Here is a 16,207-nt window from a genome sequence, read left to right as displayed (position 1 = left end):
AACGGCAATAGTGTGGGGTGGGTCACACCTGAACTGAGTTCAGGTATGTTTGAAAGTGTAGGCGCGACAGGCGAGAGCGCGCATGGGATGTGGCGCGGCTCACATCGTTGCCCGACCAGTACGTTGAAGGCATGACCACCGCCGTCGTCGTGGGCTCGGGGCCCAACGGGCTGGCCGCCGCCGTCGTGCTGGCGCGGGCCGGGATCGACGTGACGGTGCTGGAGGCCGAGGACGACATCGGCGGCGGTACCCGTTCGGCCGAGCTCAACGTCCCCGGCGTCCTGCACGACATCTGCTCCGCGACCCATCCGACTGCCGTCGCATCGCCGTTCTTCCAGTCCCTCGACCTGGAGCGTCACGGGCTCGAGTGGCTGTGGCCCGAGGTCGACGCGGTCCACCCGCTCGACGGCGGGCGAGCCGGCGTGCTGTTCCGCGACCTCGACCATACGGTCGAAGGTCTGGGCGTCGACGGCAACGCCTGGCGCAAGCTCTACGCCCCGTTGACCGAGTCGAGCGACGACCTGATCGGCGAGCTGTTCCAGCCGATCCTGCACGTCCCCAAGCACCCGATCCTCATGGCGAAATTCGGCCTGCGCGCCCTGCAACCCGCGTCGTGGATCGCCCGGCGATGGGAGACGGACGAGGCGCGAGGCCTGTTCGCCGGCCTCGCCGCGCACGCGATCCATCCACTCGACCGGCCGACGACCGGCGGGCTCGGCCTGATGTTCGGGATGACCAGCCACGCGTACGGCTGGCCGGTCGCCAAGGGCGGCTCGGCGTCGATCGCCCGAGCCCTGGCGGCCGACATCGTCGAGCACGGTGGTCGGATCGAGACCGGGCACGAGGTCACCGAGCTGCCGCAGGCCGACATCGTCATCTTCGACACGTCGCCGCAGATTGCGCTGCGCGTCGCAGGCGACCGGCTGCCCCGCCGCGTACGCCGGCCGCTCAAGCGCTGGCGCTCCGGCCCGGGAGTCTTCAAGGTCGACTTCGCGGTCGAGGGCGGGATCCCGTGGGACAACGAGTGGGCCCGCAAGGCCGGCACCCTGCACCTCGCCGGCACGTTCGAGGAGCTCAATGCCGCCGAGCGCCAGGTCCACGCCGGCCGGATGCCCGACCGGCCGTTCGTCCTGCTGTGCCAGCAGTACCTCGCCGACCCGGATCGCTCGGCCGGCGACATCCACCCCGTGTGGTCCTATGCCCACGTGCCGAACGGCTACACCGGGGACGCGACCGAGGCGATCACGGCACAGATCGAACGGTTCGCACCCGGCTTCCGCGACCGCATCTTGGCACAGACGTCCTCGGGTCCGGCACAGCTCGAGGCGCACAACGCCAACTACCTCGGTGGTGACATCGGAGGCGGCGCGAACGACGCCTGGCAGCTCGTCATGCGGCCGCGCTTCTCGGCCAATCCGTACTCGCTGGGCGCCAAGGGCCTCTACCTCTGTTCAGCCTCGACACCGCCCGGTGGTGGGGTCCACGGCATGGGCGGGTTTCACGCGGCGACGGCGGCTGTGCGGAACCTGTGAGTTCGTTATCAACGCTCACAGGGCGGAACTCCCCTCGAAAAGTCCCCGTTCATACCGTTGAACGTTCAGCCATTCTGTTCCGTTCTACACATTGCACGCTGATTCCATACCCTCGAGCTCAGGAGCCCGACCGATGAAACTTCCAGCGCACAAGAAAATGCTTTCGGCCGCCGCGGCCGCTTCCGTCATGTTGCTGACCGCCGCGTGCGGCAGTGGCAGTGACGACGCCTCCACCGATTCGTCGAGCTCGTCGGCACCGTCGACCAGCAGCGACGACACGTCCGACACCGCGGCATCGACCTACAAGGACGGCGACTACGACGCCGAGGCGAGCTACTCCAATCCCGGTGGTGAGTCCAAGGTCAAGGTCGACCTGACGCTCGCCGACAACAAGATCACCAAGGTCGAGGTCACGCCGGAGGCGGAGAACGGCACCTCGAAGCAGTACCAGGCCAAGTTCGCCAGCGGGATCGCCGACGAGGTCGTCGGCAAGAGCCTCGACGACCTGAACGTCTCCAAGGTCGCCGGATCGTCGCTGACCTCGACCGGCTTCAACGCCGCGATCGACGACATCAAGGCTGATGCCAAGGCCTGAGCCGGCCGCCTGGCAGTTCGAGGCGATCGGCACCGCGTGGCAGATCGACACGCCCGCGCCGATCGCCTCGGCGACGGCCACCGCGGTGACGGCCCGCATCGACGAGTTCGATGCGGTCTGGTCGCGGTTCCGGCCGGACTCGGTGGTCTCCCGGATCGCCGTGGAGGGCGGGGCGTGGCTCCTCGACGAGGACTCCCGCGCCTTGCTCGACCTGTACGTCGACCTGCATGACGTCACCGACGGGGCGGTCACCCCGCTCGTCGGGCGTACGCTCGCCGATCTCGGCTACGACGAGGCGTACTCCCTGCAGGCCTCTGTGGAGCCGGCCGCAGTGCCGGCGTGGGAGTCGTTTGACTGGTCGTACCCCACGCTGGTCGCGCACGAACCGTTGCTGCTCGACGTCGGTGCCGCCGGCAAGGGCCACCTCGTCGACCTCGTCGCCGAGGTGCTGACCGCGCACGGCGTCACCGACAGCACGATCGACGCGAGCGGCGACCTCCTGCACCGACAGGACGAGCCGCTACTCGTCGCCCTCGAGCACCCGGGCAATGCGACCCGGGCCATCGGGGTCGCCGAGCTGTCCAGTGGTCAGGCCCTGTGCGCCTCGGCGACCAACCGCCGCGCGTGGGGCGACGGGCTGCACCACGTGCTGGACGGGCGTACCGGCAGGCCGACCCACGACATCGTCGCGACCTGGGTCGTGGCCGATTCCGGCCTGGTCGCCGACGGACTCGCAACCGCACATTTCCTCACCGACCCCGCCCGACTCATGGCACGCTTCGACCACGAGTTCGTACGCATGCACGTTGACGGCCGGGTCGAGTGGTCCCCCAACTTTCCTGGAGAGGTGTTCACATGAGCACGAAGCTCGACCCCCGCGACCTGCTGGACCGCCAGCTCGGGCGCGTGACGATGTACCGACTGATCACGATCGTGCTGTCCGTGCTGGCCGCGGTCTACGTGATCTTCTCGGCCACCGGGATCATCGACGGCCTGTCGGTCAAGGACCAGCTCGTCACGCTGGTGGTCCTCCTGGTTGCGTCCTACGCGAGCAGCCGGCTCTTCGGTGCGATCTGGCGGGTTCGCCCGCACGGTGAGTCGTCCGTCATCACGGCTCTGCTGCTGTTCTTCCTCTACGTCCCGCTGCTCGAGACCGATGTCGAGAACCTCGCCTGGCTCGCCGGCGCCGCCGTGCTCGGCAACGCGTCGAAGTACGTCCTGGCGTGGCGCGGCCGGCACATCTTCAACCCCGCTGCAGCGGGTGCGTTCCTCGTGCTGCTCCTGCAGGACATCGTCGGGCGGGAGAGCCCGATCAACGCGATCTGGCAGACCGCCGCGACCGAGAAGCTGTTCCCGTTCGTCGTCGTCGGCGCGTTCCTGGTGCTCTGGCGCACGCGCCGGCTCGACATCGGCGTGCTCTTCATCGTCATCGCGGGCGTCCTGATCGTCGTACGCCTGATGGACATCAGCACGGACCAGTCGTTCGTCGACGTGCTCAAGTCGGCGTTCTACTCGTACCCGATCGTGTTCCTGGCCGCCTTCATGCTGACCGAGCCGCTGACCCTGCCGCCACGCCGGCGCCAGCAGCTGGCCGTGGCGGCGCTGACCGCGGTCGTGTTCGCCTACCCGAGCTGGATCCTGCTCTTCACCGACAGCCCACCTGACCTCGGCGCCTTCGCGATCACGCCGGAGCTGTCGCTGCTGATCGGCAACCTGCTGGCATTCGCGTTCGCCCGTCGGCTGGGTGTCACGTTCGTGCTCGAGCAGCGCCGCGCGCTGACGCCGGAGACCCATGAGCTGACGTTCCGCGCCAAGCGCCCAGTGTCGTTCGCGCCGGGCCAGTTCGCCGAGCTGACCGTGCCGCACGCGGGCGTGGACGGCCGCGGCAGCCGGCGCTCCTTCAGCATCGCCTCGCCGCCGAGTGCCGACGGCCGCGTCTCGTTCGCGCTGCGGGTGCCCGAGAACTCATCGAGCTTCAAGAAGGCGCTGCTGGCGCTGGAGCCCGGCGACGCCGTGCACGCGACCGGCGTCGGCGGCGACTTCCTGCTGCCGTCGGACTCGTCGGAGCCGCTGCTGCTCGTCGCGGGTGGCATCGGCATCACGCCGTTCCTGAGCCAGCTGCGGCACGACCCGACGCGCGACGCGGTGCTGGTCTACGGCGTCTCGTCGCCCGACGAGGTGCCGTTCGTCGAGGAGCTCGCGGACGCTCGCGTCGTGCTGGTCGGCCCGGCCCGGCCGGCCGGGCTGCCCGGCGGCTGGTCGTACGTCGAGGCGCCGTTCCTGTCGCCGGAGCTCATCGCCGAGGCGGTGCCGGATCTCGCCGGCCGCAAAGCGTACGTGTCAGGTCCGCCGGCGATGGTCAATGCCGTGCGCGCGGGACTCGCGAAGCGGTGCAAGGGCGTCAAGACGGACTACTTCACCGGCTACTGAGCGCCCGGCCCGGACCAGCGTTCCTCGATCCGGCCGAGGCGCCACACGGCGACCGCGACCACCCACGTCAGGGCGAAGAGCCCGACGATCGCGTAGCCGACGTGGTCGAGGTCGATCGCGCTGATCCGGGCCACCGGTCCCGTCTCGATCCCGAGGCGACTGCCGAGCAGTCCGACGATCTCGATCCCGCCGATCACCAAGGCGACGACGACGGACAGGCCCGTCATCGTCACGTTGTAGAAGACCTTGCGCGCGGGGTTGAGGAACGCCCAGTCGTAGGCCATTCCCATGAAGGCGCCGTCGAGGCTGTCGAACGCGCACATGCCGGCCGTGAACAGGATCGGCAGGATCAGCAGGGCGTACCAGGGGAGCTGGAGGGTCGCGGCGCCGGCGGCGAGCGCCAGGAGGGAGACCTCGGTGGGGGTGTCGAACCCGAGGCCGAACAGCAGCCCGACCGGGTACATGTGGACCGGCTTGGTGACCGACCCGGTGAAGCGGGCAAGGAGCCGGTTGAGCAGGCCGCGGTGGTGCAGGTGGTGCTCGAGCTCGGCCTCGTCGAAGTCGCCGGCGCATCTCCCGGGTGACCCGCAGGATGCCGATGAGGACGCCGGCATTGATGACCCCGATCGTGATCAGGAAGAGCCCCGAGACGCTCGTGCCGATGATCCCGGTCGCCTCCTGGAGGGTCGACGAGTCGTCGGCGACCTGTGCCCCAATGGCCCGCATGCCGGCTGCCAGGAGGAGGCACAGGACGACGACCACGCTGGAGTGGCCCAGGGAGAACCAGAAGCCCACTGACAGGGGCCGGGGACCATCGCGGCGCTCGGTCATGAGCTTGCGGGTGACGTTGTCGATCGCGGCGATGTGGTCGGCGTCGAACGCATGCCGCAGTCCCAGCGTGTAGGCCGTGATCCCGAGGCCGAGGCCGAAGACGCCTGCCGTGCCGAGACTCAGGTGCTGCGACGTCGTGATCGCCAGCAGGCCCCAACCGACCACGTGGAGCAGCACGATGGCGGTCGTCATGCCGCCGAGCGACCGACGTTCAGCGCGGCTCAGCCTGCTGAGCGTCATGGTCGGCATGTGTCCCCCGCGGTCTGTCTCTGGCAGTCACGGTACTCAGGCGTCCTTGCTGGGAGGCCACGACCGACCTAGTGTGATGCAGGACACACTTATCGATGTGCGAGGAGATGGCATGACTGAGATGCCGGCGGAGTTCCTGGAGCCTGAGCGCGGTGAGGACCGCGAGGCGCCGAGCGTACGTGACCGCGGGGCGGACGAGCCGGTGCGCGATCCGCGTACGTCGAGCCAGCCCGACACCGACTTCCCGTACGGCGACGGCTGATCTCTGCCTGATTGGCACGAAACCGGTCCCTAGCGACGGAGTCGCGGGAGCGAGCTTGCGAGCGAAGGGGAAGTTGATAGGAATGGACTCAACTTTGAAGACGTTGAGATGAGTGACACCCGTTCCATCCCAGGAGAATCGCCATGGACCTTGCGAAGTTCACCACGCGCAGCCAGCAAGCGCTCGGCAGCGCGATCTCATCGGCCGCCGCCGCGGGCAATCCCGCCGTCGAGCCGGCCCACCTGCTCTCCGCCCTCCTCACGCAGGACGGCGGCACCGCCGCACCGCTGATCCAGGCCGCCGGCGTCGACGCCCAGGCCGTACGCGCCGGGCTCAAGTCCGCGCTCGAGTCGCTGCCCTCGGCCAGCGGCGCCAGCGTGCAGAATCCCGGCCTCTCGCGCTCCAGCCACGAGGTGCTGCAGCGCGCCCAGGACCTGGCCGACCAGCTCGGCGACGACTTCGTCTCGACCGAGCACCTGACGGTCGGCATCGCGACCGTCGAGTCGTCCGCCAAGGCCGTGCTGACCGAGGCCGGCGCCACCGCCGAGTCGCTGCAGGCCGCGTTCGCCGCCGTGCGCGGCACTGCCCGCGTGACGAGTGCGGATGCCGAGGACACCTACCAGTCGCTCGAGAAGTACGGCGTCGACCTCACGGCCGTCGCGCGCGAGGGCAAGCTCGACCCCGTCATCGGCCGCGACAGCGAGATCCGGCGCGTCGTCCAGGTGCTGTCCCGGCGTACGAAGAACAACCCCGTGCTGATCGGTGAGCCCGGCGTCGGCAAGACCGCCGTCGTCGAGGGGCTGGCCCAACGCATCGTCGCGGGCGACGTGCCCGAGTCGCTGCGCGGCCGACGCCTCATCTCGCTCGACCTCGCCTCGATGGTCGCCGGCGCGAAGTATCGCGGTGAGTTCGAGGAGCGGCTCAAGGCCGTCCTGACCGAGATCAAGGAGTCCGAGGGCCAGGTCATCACGTTCATCGACGAGCTGCACACCGTGGTCGGCGCAGGCGCGGGCGGCGACAGCTCGATGGACGCCGGCAACATGCTCAAGCCGATGCTCGCCCGCGGTGAGCTGCGGATGATCGGCGCGACGACGCTCGACGAGTATCGCGAGCGCATCGAGAAGGACCCCGCCCTGGAGCGCCGCTTCCAGCAGGTCTTCGTCGGCGAGCCGAGCCCGGAGGACACGATCGCGATCCTGCGTGGACTCAAGGAGCGCTACGAGGCGCACCACAAGGTGTCGATCTCCGATGCCGCCCTGGTCGCCGCGGCCACGCTCTCCGACCGCTACATCCCCGGGCGCCAGCTGCCCGACAAGGCGATCGACCTGATCGACGAGGCCAGCAGCCGCCTGCGGATGGAGATCGACTCCAGCCCGATCGAGATCGACGAGCTCCGGCGGGCCGTCGACCGCCTCCGCATGGAGGAGCTGCACCTCGACAAGGAGCAGGACGACGCCAGCCGCGACCGGCTGGCCAAGCTCCGCATCGAGCTGGCCGACAAGCAGGAGGCACTGCGTGCCCTCGAGACCAGGTGGGAGCGCGAGAAGCAGGCCCTCAACGCGGTCGGCGAGATCAAGGAGCGGATCGACGAGGTCCGCAGCCAGGCCGAGCGCGCCCAGCGCGAGGGCGACATGGACACCGCGAGCCGGCTGATCTACAGCGAGATCCCTGCGATGGAGCGGCAGCTCGAGGACGCCCAGGCCGCCGAGGCCGCTCAAGAGGGCGACGCGATGGTGCACGAGGAGGTCGGCGCCGACGACGTCGCTGAGGTCGTGGCGGCGTGGACCGGCATCCCCACCGGCCGCCTGCTCGAGGGCGAGACCGGCAAGCTCCTGCGCATGGAGGAGGAGCTCGGCAAGCGGCTCATCGGCCAGAAGGCCGCCGTCACCGCGGTGTCGGATGCCGTACGCCGCTCGCGCGCAGGCATCAGCGATCCTGACCGGCCGACCGGCTCGTTCCTGTTCCTCGGTCCCACCGGTGTGGGCAAGACCGAGCTGGCCAAGACGCTCGCGGAGTTCCTGTTCGACGACGAACGCGCGATCATCCGGGTCGACATGAGCGAGTACTCCGAGAAGCACTCGGTCAGCCGCCTCGTCGGCGCGCCTCCCGGCTACGTCGGCTACGACGAGGGTGGCCAGCTGACCGAGGCCGTACGGAGACGTCCGTATTCGGTCGTGCTGCTCGACGAGGTCGAGAAGGCGCACCCCGAGGTGTTCGACATCCTCCTGCAGGTGCTCGACGACGGCCGGCTGACCGACGGCCAAGGACGTACGGTCGACTTCCGCAACGTGATCTTGATCCTCACGTCCAACCTCGGCTCGTCGTTCCTGAGCGACGCCGCGCTCGACGACGACGCCAAGCGCGCCGCCGTCATGGAGGTCGTCAGGGCGTCGTTCAAGCCCGAGTTCCTCAACCGGCTCGACGAGATCGTCACGTTCGACGCCCTCGGCACCGACGAGCTCGCGCACATCGTCGACCTGCAGGTCTCGGCGCTTGCCAAGCGCCTCGCGGTCCGGCGCATCACGCTTGACGTCACGGCGGCCGCGCGCGAGTGGCTCGCGTTGACCGGCTGGGACCCCGCGTACGGAGCGCGACCCCTGCGACGGCTCGTGCAGCAGGCGATCGGCGACCGGTTGGCGCGATCACTGCTGAGCGGTGAGGTGCGCGATGGCGACACCGTCGTGGTCGATCGTGCGCCGGACGCCGACGAGCTCACGGTCAAGGCCGCCTGACCTCGCTCCTTGGGCGACATGTTGGAATGGGTGGATGACCGAGCACCGCGCTGAGCGCCCGACGCGACTGACGCGGGCGTGCGCCTACCTCGGCGTGATCGGCGTGTTCCACGCGGTGCAGGCCGTCGTCGTGCTGACCGGCTGGTACTCCGAGAGCGGCGAGGAGCAGGTCAAGCGCTTCACCGATCCGCTCGTCACCGAGGGGCTCGATCGCGGTGACGCGGAGACGATCTACCGGGTCTTCCTCGGGACGCTGGCGCTCCTGGCGGCATCCGTGGTCGTCTTCGCGATCTACACCGCGATGGGGCACGCGGTCAGCCGCATCATGCTGACCATCACGACACCCCCGATGGCGCTGCTGGGCCTCGTGCAGGGCTCGTTCGTCTCGATCCTGTTGAGCTTCATGGCGATGGCGTTCGTGGTCCAGGTCTGGACGCCCGACGTACGCCGGTGGTTCGCGCTGCTCAGTGGCAAGGACGAGCCCGCGCCGGCCGCGCCCCCCGGCTGGCCTCCGCCGCTGCCGCCCACGTCGGCGCCCCCATCGACGTTCACGGAGCAGGGCCAGCAGCCCGGTGCGCAGCAGCAGTGGGCGGCCCACCCCCACGCGTACGCTCCGCCGCGCCAGCAGGCGCCGACCGACGCGATCAAGATCCTGTCGCTCATCGTGCTGATCGTCTCGTCGATCATCGCCGCGGGCTGCGCGGTGTTCCTCGTGATGTACGAGTTCGCTCGCGAGGAGCTGGTCAAGCAGCAGCTCGAGTCGGGCATGAACTGGGCGCACCTGACCGAGGCCGAGGTGCGCGACTCCTACCGCGACCTCGCGGTGCTGTCGTGGGTCGTCATGCCGCTGTGCCTGGTGGCGATCGCGGTTTCCGTGGTCCTCCTGGTGCGCAGGCGCCGACGCAGCTGACCTGGATTTTGTCCGGACATGAGAGTCGTCACAACAGCCGCCCGCGATGTGCGTCCTCGTAGGGCCGCTCGATAGACTGAGGACATGCCAGAAAGCACTGTTCCCGGTCAGAAACGTCCTCACGTCGTCGTGGTCGGGGGCGGATTCGGAGGGATCGCAGCCGTCCGCAAGCTCAAGCGCGCCGACGTCGACGTGACGCTGATCGACCGTCACACGTACAACACCTTCCAGCCGCTGCTCTACCAGGTCGCGACCGCCAGCCTCAACCCCGGCGACATCACCTGGTTCCTGCGCGCGATCCGCTCCAAGCAGAGCAACGTGCGGTTCCTCAAGGGCCTCGTCGAGTCCATGGACCACGAGAGCAAGACGCTCAAGCTCGACGGCGGCGTCGAGGTCAAGTACGACTACCTCGTCATCGCCGTGGGCGTGACCGCCAACTTCTTCGGCATCCCCGGCGCCGCCGAGCTCGCGATGCCGCTCTACCGCCGCTCGCAGGCACTCGCGGTGCGCGACAAGATGTTCGCCGCCCTCGAGGATGCCGCGGTCAACGGCCAGGACCGCGACCTGCGCATCATCGTGGTCGGCGGTGGCGCCACCGGCGTCGAGACCGCCGGCGCGTTCGCCGAGCTGCGCAACAACGACATGCCGGTGACCTATCCCGAGCTCGACCGCAAGCGCGTCCACATCACGCTGATCGAGATGATGCCGCACGTCCTCGGCCCGTTCCACCCCAAGCTGCGCGACTACGCCAGGAAGTCGCTCGAGAAGCGCGACGTCGACCTGCGCCTCGAGACCGCCGTCAAGGAGGTCCGCGAGGACGGTGTGCTCGTCGAGCACAACGGCGAGCAGGAGTTCCTGCCGGCCGGCATCGTCGTGTGGGCCAGTGGCATCACCGCGCACCCGACGGTCCAGGACTGGTCCGTCCCCCAGGGTCGCGGCGGCCGCATCGAGACCGACGAGCACCTGCGGGTCAAGGGCATGAAGGACGTCTTCGCGATCGGCGACGTCTCGGTCAGCCCCGAGGAGCCGCTGCCGCAGCTCGCGCAGCCCGCGATCCAGGGCGGCAAGCACGTCGCCAAGTTCATCAAGGCGGAGCTCAAGGGCAAGACCATCAAGCCGTTCAAGTACAAGGACAAGGGCACGATGGCGACGATCGGACGTTCGTCCGCCGTCGCCGAGATCAAGTTCCTGCCGCGGCTGACGGGCTTCCCGGCCTGGATCATCTGGGTCGGCCTGCACGTCGCGACGCTGCTCGGCAACCGCAACCGGTTCGCCACGATGATCAACCTCACGGCCAAGTACCTCGTCTGGGGCAGCCACAACGCGATCGTCGGCGAGACGCCGCCGGTCGTCGCGCTCAAGCCCGTCACGGTCGACGCCCGGGAGCCCCGCAAGGCGGTCTCGCGTGCCGCGGCCCGCAAGGCAACGGCGGCCAAGAAGCCCTAGCGGCGTGCCTCCGCTACGGCGGGCCGTGGTCGAGCGTCGACTCGAGCTCGGCGCGGGCGGTCAGCATCGACGGCCCGTACCAGGTCAGTGACCGCCCCGACACGAGCCGGGTCGGCGTGTGCGCGAAGGCCTCGGGTCCGTCGTCGGCCGTGAAGACGTAAGGCTCGTCGGGCAGCAGGACCAGGTCGACGTCGGGGGAGTCGATGTCGGCGAGGTCGACCTGGGGATAGCGCTCGTCGCCTTCGCCGAACGCGTTGACGAGGCCGAGGCGCGCGACGAGGTCACCGGTGAACGTACGGCCGCCGACCACCATCCACGGATCGCGCCAGATCGGGATCGCCACGCGGCGGCCCGAGTCCGGTGCGGGGTCGGCCCACACCGCGCGGGCCTCGTCGAGCCAGCCCGGCGAGTCCCAGCCGAGGCCTTCGGTGAACATCCGCTCCATCGACGCGAACGCCTCATCGACGGTCTCGATGACCGTGACCCAGACGGCCATGCCCGCGTCGCGGAGCCGCTGGACGTCGAGCTCGCGGTTCTCCTCGCGATTGGCCAGCACGAGGTCGGGCTCGAGGGCGGCGATCGCGGCCCGATCCGGGTTCTTGGTGCCGCGCACCCGCGGCACGTCGAGATCGGCTGGATGCGTGCACCAGTCGGTGACGCCGACCAAGGCATCGGGCCGGGTGGCGGCGACGGCCTCGGTCAGCGACGGCACGAGCGACACGACACGACGCGCCGGACGGACGACCTCGACCTGATGGCCGAGATCGTCCGCCGCGGTTGTCATGACGTCACTCTAGGCAGGGCTAGGGAACGTCCCGGCGGGTGTCACGTACGTGCTCGCCGGCGGGTCGGTCGTCGCCGAGCCGATCATCCGCGACCCGGTCACCCGCGAGGCGGTTGTCTGCAAGGCGGTCATCGGTGAGCTGGTCGTCTGCCAGCCGGTCGTTGTCGATCCGGTCGCCACCGACGCGGTCGTCGGCCACGCGCTCGTTGCTTACGAGGTCCCGGTCCGTACGTCCGTCGCCGTCGAGGTCGGGGTCGAGCCGGTCCGCCTCGGCGAGCCGGTCACCCGCCTCCGCGCGCACCTGGCCGGCCTCCTGCTCGTGCTGCTTCGCCTGACGTGCGAGCTGCTCGGCAGCGACGCGGGCCTCCTCGGCCTCGGCGCGCGCGGCAGCGGCGTCAGCCTCGCGGCGACTGGCCTCGATGCCGCTGACCTCGGCCTCCTCGCGCAGCTCTCCGGCACGGTGGCGGTCACGCTGGACCGCCTTCAGACGCGCACGGTTGCGCATCGTGATGCCAATGATCGCGATGATCGCGATGACGGCCAGGGCAACCAGCACCCATACCCACCAGTTGTCGTCCATGTCGATCTCCCTCTCTCGAGCGGCGCGCATCACGAAGGACGCGTGCCGTTGTCCCGGGAGGGGTACCCGATTTCCCGGTCGCCACACCCAGCGGCACTCGGATCAGCCGCTGAGCGGGCCACGTCCTCCGGGCGGGCCATGCCCGGACGCTGGACCCGCACGGGCCCCTCCGCCCGTCGGCCGAGTCGCCGTAGTCTGGTGCTGTCCATCGAGATCGACCGAGGAAGTCCATGCCTGCCACTCGTCTGATGCCGTCCGAGGAAGCCTCCGACCTGATCGCTCTGACCCGTGACATCGTCGCGAAGGAGCTGGCCCCCAAGGTCGCGCAGATCGAGGCGTCGGGTGAGTTCCCGCGCGAGGTGTTCCGGACGCTGGGCCGGGCCGGTCTGCTGTCGCTGCCCTATCCCGAGGAGTTCGGCGGGGGCGGCCAGCCGTACGAGGTCTACCTGCAGGTGCTGGAGGAGATCGCGGCGGTGTCGGCGTCGGTTGGCGTGGGCGTCAGCGTGCACGCGTTGTCGTGCTTCGGCCTGTTCACCGCCGGCACCGACGAGCAGCGCAAGCAGTGGCTGCCCGAGATGTTGTCGGGTGAGCAGCTCGGGGCGTACTGCCTGTCGGAGGCGCACGCCGGGTCGGACCCGGCGGCGATGAAGACGCGAGCCGTCCGCGACGGCGACTCGTACGTGCTCAACGGTGCGAAGGCGTGGACGACGCACGGCGGCAAGGCCGACTTCTACAAGGTCATGGCCCGTACGTCCGACGACGGCGGCCGTGGAATCTCCTGCTTCTTGGTGCCGGCGGACACGCCGGGTCTGACTGCGGACCACCCGGAGCAGAAGATGGGCCTGATGGGCTCGACCACCGCGACGATGCTGTTCGACGACGTCCGCATACCGGCCGAGCGCCGGCTCGGCGACGAGGGCCAGGGCCTGCCGATCGCCCTTGCGGGCCTGGACTCCGGACGCCTGGGCATCGCCGCCGTCGCGACCGGCCTGGCGCAGGGTGCCCTGGACGCCGCGATCGCGTACGCCAAGGACCGCCAGACGTTCGGCAAGGCGATCATCGACCACCAGGGGCTGGGCTTCGTGCTCGCCGACATGTCCGCTGCGGTGGAGTCGGCGCGGGCGACCTATCTGGCGGCGGCGCGGTTGAAGGACGCAGGGCAGAAGTTCTCCCGGCAGGCGTCGATCGCCAAGCTCATCTGCACCGACAACGCCATGAAGGTCACCACCGACGCTGTGCAGGTGTTCGGCGGTGCCGGCTACACCCGCGACTTCCCGGTCGAGCGCTACATGCGCGAGGCCAAGGTCATGCAGATCTTCGAGGGCACCAACCAGATCCAGCGCCTCGTCATCGCCCGTGACCTCGCGCGCTGACCACCACCACCGCTGACCACGACCGAAGGACACATCATGGTTGCCTACTGGATCAACACGTTCACCGTCGTCCACGACGAGGAACGGCTCGCCGCCTACATCGAGCTCGCCGGCCCGGCGATGCGCGCGGCGGGTGGCACGTTCCTCGCCCGGGGCAACCCGGCGCACGCGTTCGAGTCCGGCACGACCGAGCGCACGACGCTGATCGAGTTCGAGAGCGTCGATGCGGCGGTCGCGGCGTATCACAGCGACGGCTACCAGGCGGCTCTCCAAGCGCTGGGTGACGGGGCGGAGCGCGAGATCCGCATCATCGAGGGCGTCGGCTGACTCAGCCGCCCCGCGCTTCACGTGCCATGGCCGCATCGATCCCCGCGGCGAACCGGTCTGCGAGGGTCCTGGCGAAGGTCTGGGTGAAGTGGAGCTTGTCGCGATAGACGACGACGCCGCCGACCACCGGCAGGCAGGTGTCGCCGGGGCAGGCCGTCGCGTTGGCATCGACGAGTGCGGCCTCGTCGGGCATCAGCCGTGCGGCGGCGGCCATGACCGAAGGCTGTCGGTCGACCGGGAAGGTGCACCGACTGACGTCGCGCTTCTGCGCGAGGCAGCTCGTCGGGAAGAACGGCGCCCGGTTGGGCGAGTCCGACAGCACGACGCCGATGCCGGCCGCGTGGAGCCGGTCGATCGTACGCTCCAGGCCGCGGGTCGCCAGGACCACGGCTTCGCGGCCCTCGGTGACTCGATCGGAGCCGTCCACCGCCAGCTCGCCGGTCGAGAGCCGGCTCATCGCCAGCACGACGAGGTCCGGACGACGCTCCTCGATCTGGCGCAGGGCCGCCTCGCGGAACACGTCGCACGCGCCGTACGCGCCGCCGAGCTCGGGATCGAACTTTGTGACGTCGGCCATCGGGCAGCGGCTCTTCGCCCAGACCGTCACCGCCCAGCCGCGCTGCTCGCCGGCCGCGATCACGGCGGGGGCGACCGCGCCGCCGATCGAGTCACCGAGCACCACGACCCGTTGTCGGGCGCCCTTGTCGGCGAACGTGCAACCGTCCCACGACGGTGTCGCGGTCTGCGTGAACCCCACGTGGCAGCCCATGTCCTTGAACGGTCCGGCGTCGCTCGCCGCCGCCTCGAGGGACGGCGTGATGTGCTGCGAGACCGGCGCCTGACGATGCCCGTCCCCTGTCACCGGCGTGGTCATGACGTGGTCGATCGTCTCGGCGTGCGACGCGTACGCCACGACGGCAACGACGGCGGTCACGAGTGCGGCACCGACAGCCAGGCTGAGGCCGGGGCGCCTCGCGAGCACCCGGGCGCGCCGGAACGGATTCTCGACGAGGCGGTGGCTCGCGACGCTGAGCCCGAGGGCGACAGCGACCAGGCCGAGGCGCACCTCCACCGCGCGGGTGTCGAGCGCTGCCATGCCGATGACCAGCACGGGCCAGTGCCACAGATAGATCGAGAACGACAGGTCGCCGACGTACGTCAGCGGGCGGATCGAGAGCAGCCGGTTGAGTCGTCCGTACGTCCCGGTGCCCGACACGACCAGCAGCACGCCGGCCAGCGTCGGCGCGACGGCGAGCCATGACGGGTACGCCAGGCCGGCGGTGCCGGACTCGTCCAGCAGCCAGACGCAGAGGGCGAACAGCACGAGGGCCGCGGCGCCGAGCACGGCACGGATCCGGCTGCGCAGGCGCATGATCGCGGGCACCGCCACCGCCACGAGCGCTCCCGCGGCAAGCTGCCACGCGCGCGACGGCGTGCCGAAGAACGCGTACGGCTGGTTGGCCGCGGTCGTGTGGACGCTGTGGGCGAGAGACGCCGCGATCACCGCGACGAACGCGCCGCCGAACGCGATGGCGTACGTCGTGCGGCCGCGGCCGGCCAGCCGCCACACGACCGCGAGCACGATCAGCAGCACGGGCCACACGAAGTAGAACTGCTCCTCGACGCCGAGGCTCCAGTAGTGCAGTACCGGCGACGGGTCGCGGTCGCTCGCCAGGTAGTCGGTCTGCTGCTGGGCGAACCGCCAGTTGCCCGAGAACAGGGCCGACCACAGGACGTCCGTGCCGATCGCCTTGCGGTCGAGCGGGCTCATGAACGCGCGCACCGCGAGCATCGTCGTGACGAGCACGAGGGCGGACAGCGGCAGGATGCGCCGGGCCCGGCGCGCCCAGAACTGGCGCAGGCTGACGGTCCCTGTGGTGGCGACCTCGTGCAGCAGCAGCTGGGTGATCAGGAACCCCGACAGCACGAAGAACAGGTCGACGCCGACGAATCCGCCGGGCACGAACGGCATGCCGGCGTGGTACGCGACGACGGTCGTGACCGCGATCGCGCGCAGTCCCTGGATGTCGTCGCGGCGTACGGGCGCCGCCGTTCGCGTCTTCGCGGGAATCACCCGCTGCTGCGCCAGCACCGTCATGCTGAACTCCTCCGAGATCGACGTCGTCATCCCAGAGATGCGGGTCGAGCCCGAAAGG

14 protein-coding genes and 1 pseudogene are annotated in these 16,207 nt (G+C 69.7%); 10 read left to right on the top strand and 5 right to left on the bottom strand.

What is annotated here, in order from left to right; genetic code table 11:
• The first annotated feature begins 131 nt into the window (after nt 1-131).
• The 4 genes from BOSE46_RS18875 to BOSE46_RS18860 all read left to right on the top strand — a co-directional run bounded on the left by BOSE46_RS18875 (nt 132) and on the right by BOSE46_RS18860 (nt 4,557).
• Nucleotides 132-1,532 carry an NAD(P)/FAD-dependent oxidoreductase gene (locus BOSE46_RS18875; protein ID WP_159541696.1) on the top strand — a complete coding sequence of 467 codons (1,401 nt, stop codon included), beginning with the start codon at nt 132-134 and terminating at the stop codon, nt 1,530-1,532.
• Between the two features lie 133 nt (nt 1,533-1,665).
• Nucleotides 1,666-2,127 (top strand): FMN-binding protein, encoded by a 462-nt coding sequence (locus tag BOSE46_RS18870; protein WP_159541695.1) that lies wholly within the window; start codon nt 1,666-1,668, stop codon nt 2,125-2,127.
• Nucleotides 2,114-2,986, top strand: coding sequence for an FAD:protein FMN transferase (locus tag BOSE46_RS18865; protein ID WP_159541694.1), 873 nt, complete (start codon nt 2,114-2,116; stop codon nt 2,984-2,986). The genes BOSE46_RS18870 and BOSE46_RS18865 overlap by 14 nt, the downstream gene beginning before the upstream one ends.
• Complete coding sequence (locus BOSE46_RS18860) at nt 2,983-4,557, top strand: FAD-dependent oxidoreductase (protein ID WP_159541693.1); 1,575 nt, start codon at nt 2,983-2,985, stop codon at nt 4,555-4,557. Before BOSE46_RS18865 ends, BOSE46_RS18860 begins: the two co-directional genes overlap by 4 nt.
• Here BOSE46_RS18860 and BOSE46_RS21760 read toward each other — a convergent pair.
• Nucleotides 4,551-5,171, bottom strand: coding sequence for a HoxN/HupN/NixA family nickel/cobalt transporter (locus tag BOSE46_RS21760; protein ID WP_371415519.1), 621 nt, complete (start codon nt 5,169-5,171; stop codon nt 4,551-4,553). The genes BOSE46_RS18860 and BOSE46_RS21760 overlap by 7 nt on opposite strands.
• Nucleotides 5,172-5,178: 7 nt before the next feature.
• A pseudogene (locus BOSE46_RS21755) lies at nt 5,179-5,580 on the bottom strand (HoxN/HupN/NixA family nickel/cobalt transporter); the annotation flags it as partial.
• Between the two features lie 169 nt (nt 5,581-5,749).
• Here BOSE46_RS21755 and BOSE46_RS18850 point away from each other — a divergent pair.
• From BOSE46_RS18850 to BOSE46_RS18835, 4 genes are all read left to right on the top strand, one after another.
• Nucleotides 5,750-5,899 carry a hypothetical protein gene (locus BOSE46_RS18850; RefSeq protein ID WP_159541692.1) on the top strand — a complete coding sequence of 50 codons (150 nt, stop codon included), beginning with the start codon at nt 5,750-5,752 and terminating at the stop codon, nt 5,897-5,899.
• A gap of 143 nt (nt 5,900-6,042) precedes the next feature.
• Nucleotides 6,043-8,631, top strand: a complete 2,589-nt coding sequence (gene clpB, locus BOSE46_RS18845; RefSeq protein WP_159541691.1) for an ATP-dependent chaperone ClpB — start codon at nt 6,043-6,045, stop codon at nt 8,629-8,631.
• Between the two features lie 34 nt (nt 8,632-8,665).
• On the top strand, nt 8,666-9,541 hold the full coding sequence (locus BOSE46_RS18840) for a hypothetical protein (RefSeq protein ID WP_159541690.1): 876 nt from the start codon (nt 8,666-8,668) through the stop codon (nt 9,539-9,541).
• Nucleotides 9,542-9,625: 84 nt separating this feature from the next.
• Nucleotides 9,626-10,987, top strand: a complete 1,362-nt coding sequence (locus tag BOSE46_RS18835) for an NAD(P)/FAD-dependent oxidoreductase (protein WP_159541689.1) — start codon at nt 9,626-9,628, stop codon at nt 10,985-10,987.
• Nucleotides 10,988-11,000: 13 nt separating this feature from the next.
• Here the strand turns inward: BOSE46_RS18835 and BOSE46_RS18830 are convergent, their stop codons facing one another.
• Nucleotides 11,001-11,771 (bottom strand): helical backbone metal receptor, encoded by a 771-nt coding sequence (locus BOSE46_RS18830; protein ID WP_159541688.1) that lies wholly within the window; start codon nt 11,769-11,771, stop codon nt 11,001-11,003.
• 19 nt (nt 11,772-11,790) lie between these two features.
• Nucleotides 11,791-12,351 (bottom strand): hypothetical protein, encoded by a 561-nt coding sequence (locus BOSE46_RS18825; protein ID WP_159541687.1) that lies wholly within the window; start codon nt 12,349-12,351, stop codon nt 11,791-11,793.
• 230 nt (nt 12,352-12,581) lie between these two features.
• Here BOSE46_RS18825 and BOSE46_RS18820 point away from each other — a divergent pair, with 230 nt between their 5' ends.
• Together BOSE46_RS18820 and BOSE46_RS18815 are read left to right on the top strand one after the other, a co-directional pair.
• Nucleotides 12,582-13,724 (top strand): acyl-CoA dehydrogenase family protein, encoded by a 1,143-nt coding sequence (locus BOSE46_RS18820; protein WP_159541686.1) that lies wholly within the window; start codon nt 12,582-12,584, stop codon nt 13,722-13,724.
• 36 nt (nt 13,725-13,760) lie between these two features.
• The gene (locus tag BOSE46_RS18815) at nt 13,761-14,051 is read left to right on the top strand and encodes a DUF1330 domain-containing protein (RefSeq protein ID WP_201299675.1); all 291 of its coding nucleotides are present in this window, start codon (nt 13,761-13,763) and stop codon (nt 14,049-14,051) included.
• Nucleotide 14,052: 1 nt separating this feature from the next.
• Here BOSE46_RS18815 and BOSE46_RS18810 read toward each other — a convergent pair whose 3' ends face one another.
• Complete coding sequence (locus BOSE46_RS18810) at nt 14,053-16,179, bottom strand: acyltransferase family protein (protein ID WP_159541685.1); 2,127 nt, start codon at nt 16,177-16,179, stop codon at nt 14,053-14,055.
• Between the last annotated feature and the right edge of the window lie 28 nt (nt 16,180-16,207).

It is taken from the genome of Aeromicrobium sp. 9AM, from assembly GCF_902506105.1.
GTDB lineage: Bacteria > Actinomycetota > Actinomycetes > Propionibacteriales > Nocardioidaceae > Aeromicrobium.
This window is presented reverse-complemented; position numbering and strand designations above follow the sequence as displayed.

Bases quoted from the DNA above. Each gene is read 5' to 3' on its own strand.
- BOSE46_RS18875 (WP_159541696.1), top strand. From the start codon at position 132: ATGACCACCGCCGTCGTCGTGGGCTCGGGGCCCAACGGGCTGGCCGCC.
- BOSE46_RS18870 (WP_159541695.1), top strand. From the start codon at position 1,666: ATGAAACTTCCAGCGCACAAGAAAATGCTTTCGGCCGCCGCGGCCGCT.
- BOSE46_RS18865 (WP_159541694.1), top strand. From the start codon at position 2,114: ATGCCAAGGCCTGAGCCGGCCGCCTGGCAGTTCGAGGCGATCGGCACC.
- BOSE46_RS18860 (WP_159541693.1), top strand. From the start codon at position 2,983: ATGAGCACGAAGCTCGACCCCCGCGACCTGCTGGACCGCCAGCTCGGG.
- BOSE46_RS21760 (WP_371415519.1), bottom strand. From the start codon at position 5,171: ATGCCGGCGTCCTCATCGGCATCCTGCGGGTCACCCGGGAGATGCGCC.
- BOSE46_RS18850 (WP_159541692.1), top strand. From the start codon at position 5,750: ATGACTGAGATGCCGGCGGAGTTCCTGGAGCCTGAGCGCGGTGAGGAC.
- clpB (WP_159541691.1), top strand. From the start codon at position 6,043: ATGGACCTTGCGAAGTTCACCACGCGCAGCCAGCAAGCGCTCGGCAGC.
- BOSE46_RS18840 (WP_159541690.1), top strand. From the start codon at position 8,666: ATGACCGAGCACCGCGCTGAGCGCCCGACGCGACTGACGCGGGCGTGC.
- BOSE46_RS18835 (WP_159541689.1), top strand. From the start codon at position 9,626: ATGCCAGAAAGCACTGTTCCCGGTCAGAAACGTCCTCACGTCGTCGTG.
- BOSE46_RS18830 (WP_159541688.1), bottom strand. From the start codon at position 11,771: ATGACAACCGCGGCGGACGATCTCGGCCATCAGGTCGAGGTCGTCCGT.
- BOSE46_RS18825 (WP_159541687.1), bottom strand. From the start codon at position 12,351: ATGGACGACAACTGGTGGGTATGGGTGCTGGTTGCCCTGGCCGTCATC.
- BOSE46_RS18820 (WP_159541686.1), top strand. From the start codon at position 12,582: ATGCCTGCCACTCGTCTGATGCCGTCCGAGGAAGCCTCCGACCTGATC.
- BOSE46_RS18815 (WP_201299675.1), top strand. From the start codon at position 13,761: ATGGTTGCCTACTGGATCAACACGTTCACCGTCGTCCACGACGAGGAA.
- BOSE46_RS18810 (WP_159541685.1), bottom strand. From the start codon at position 16,179: ATGACGACGTCGATCTCGGAGGAGTTCAGCATGACGGTGCTGGCGCAG.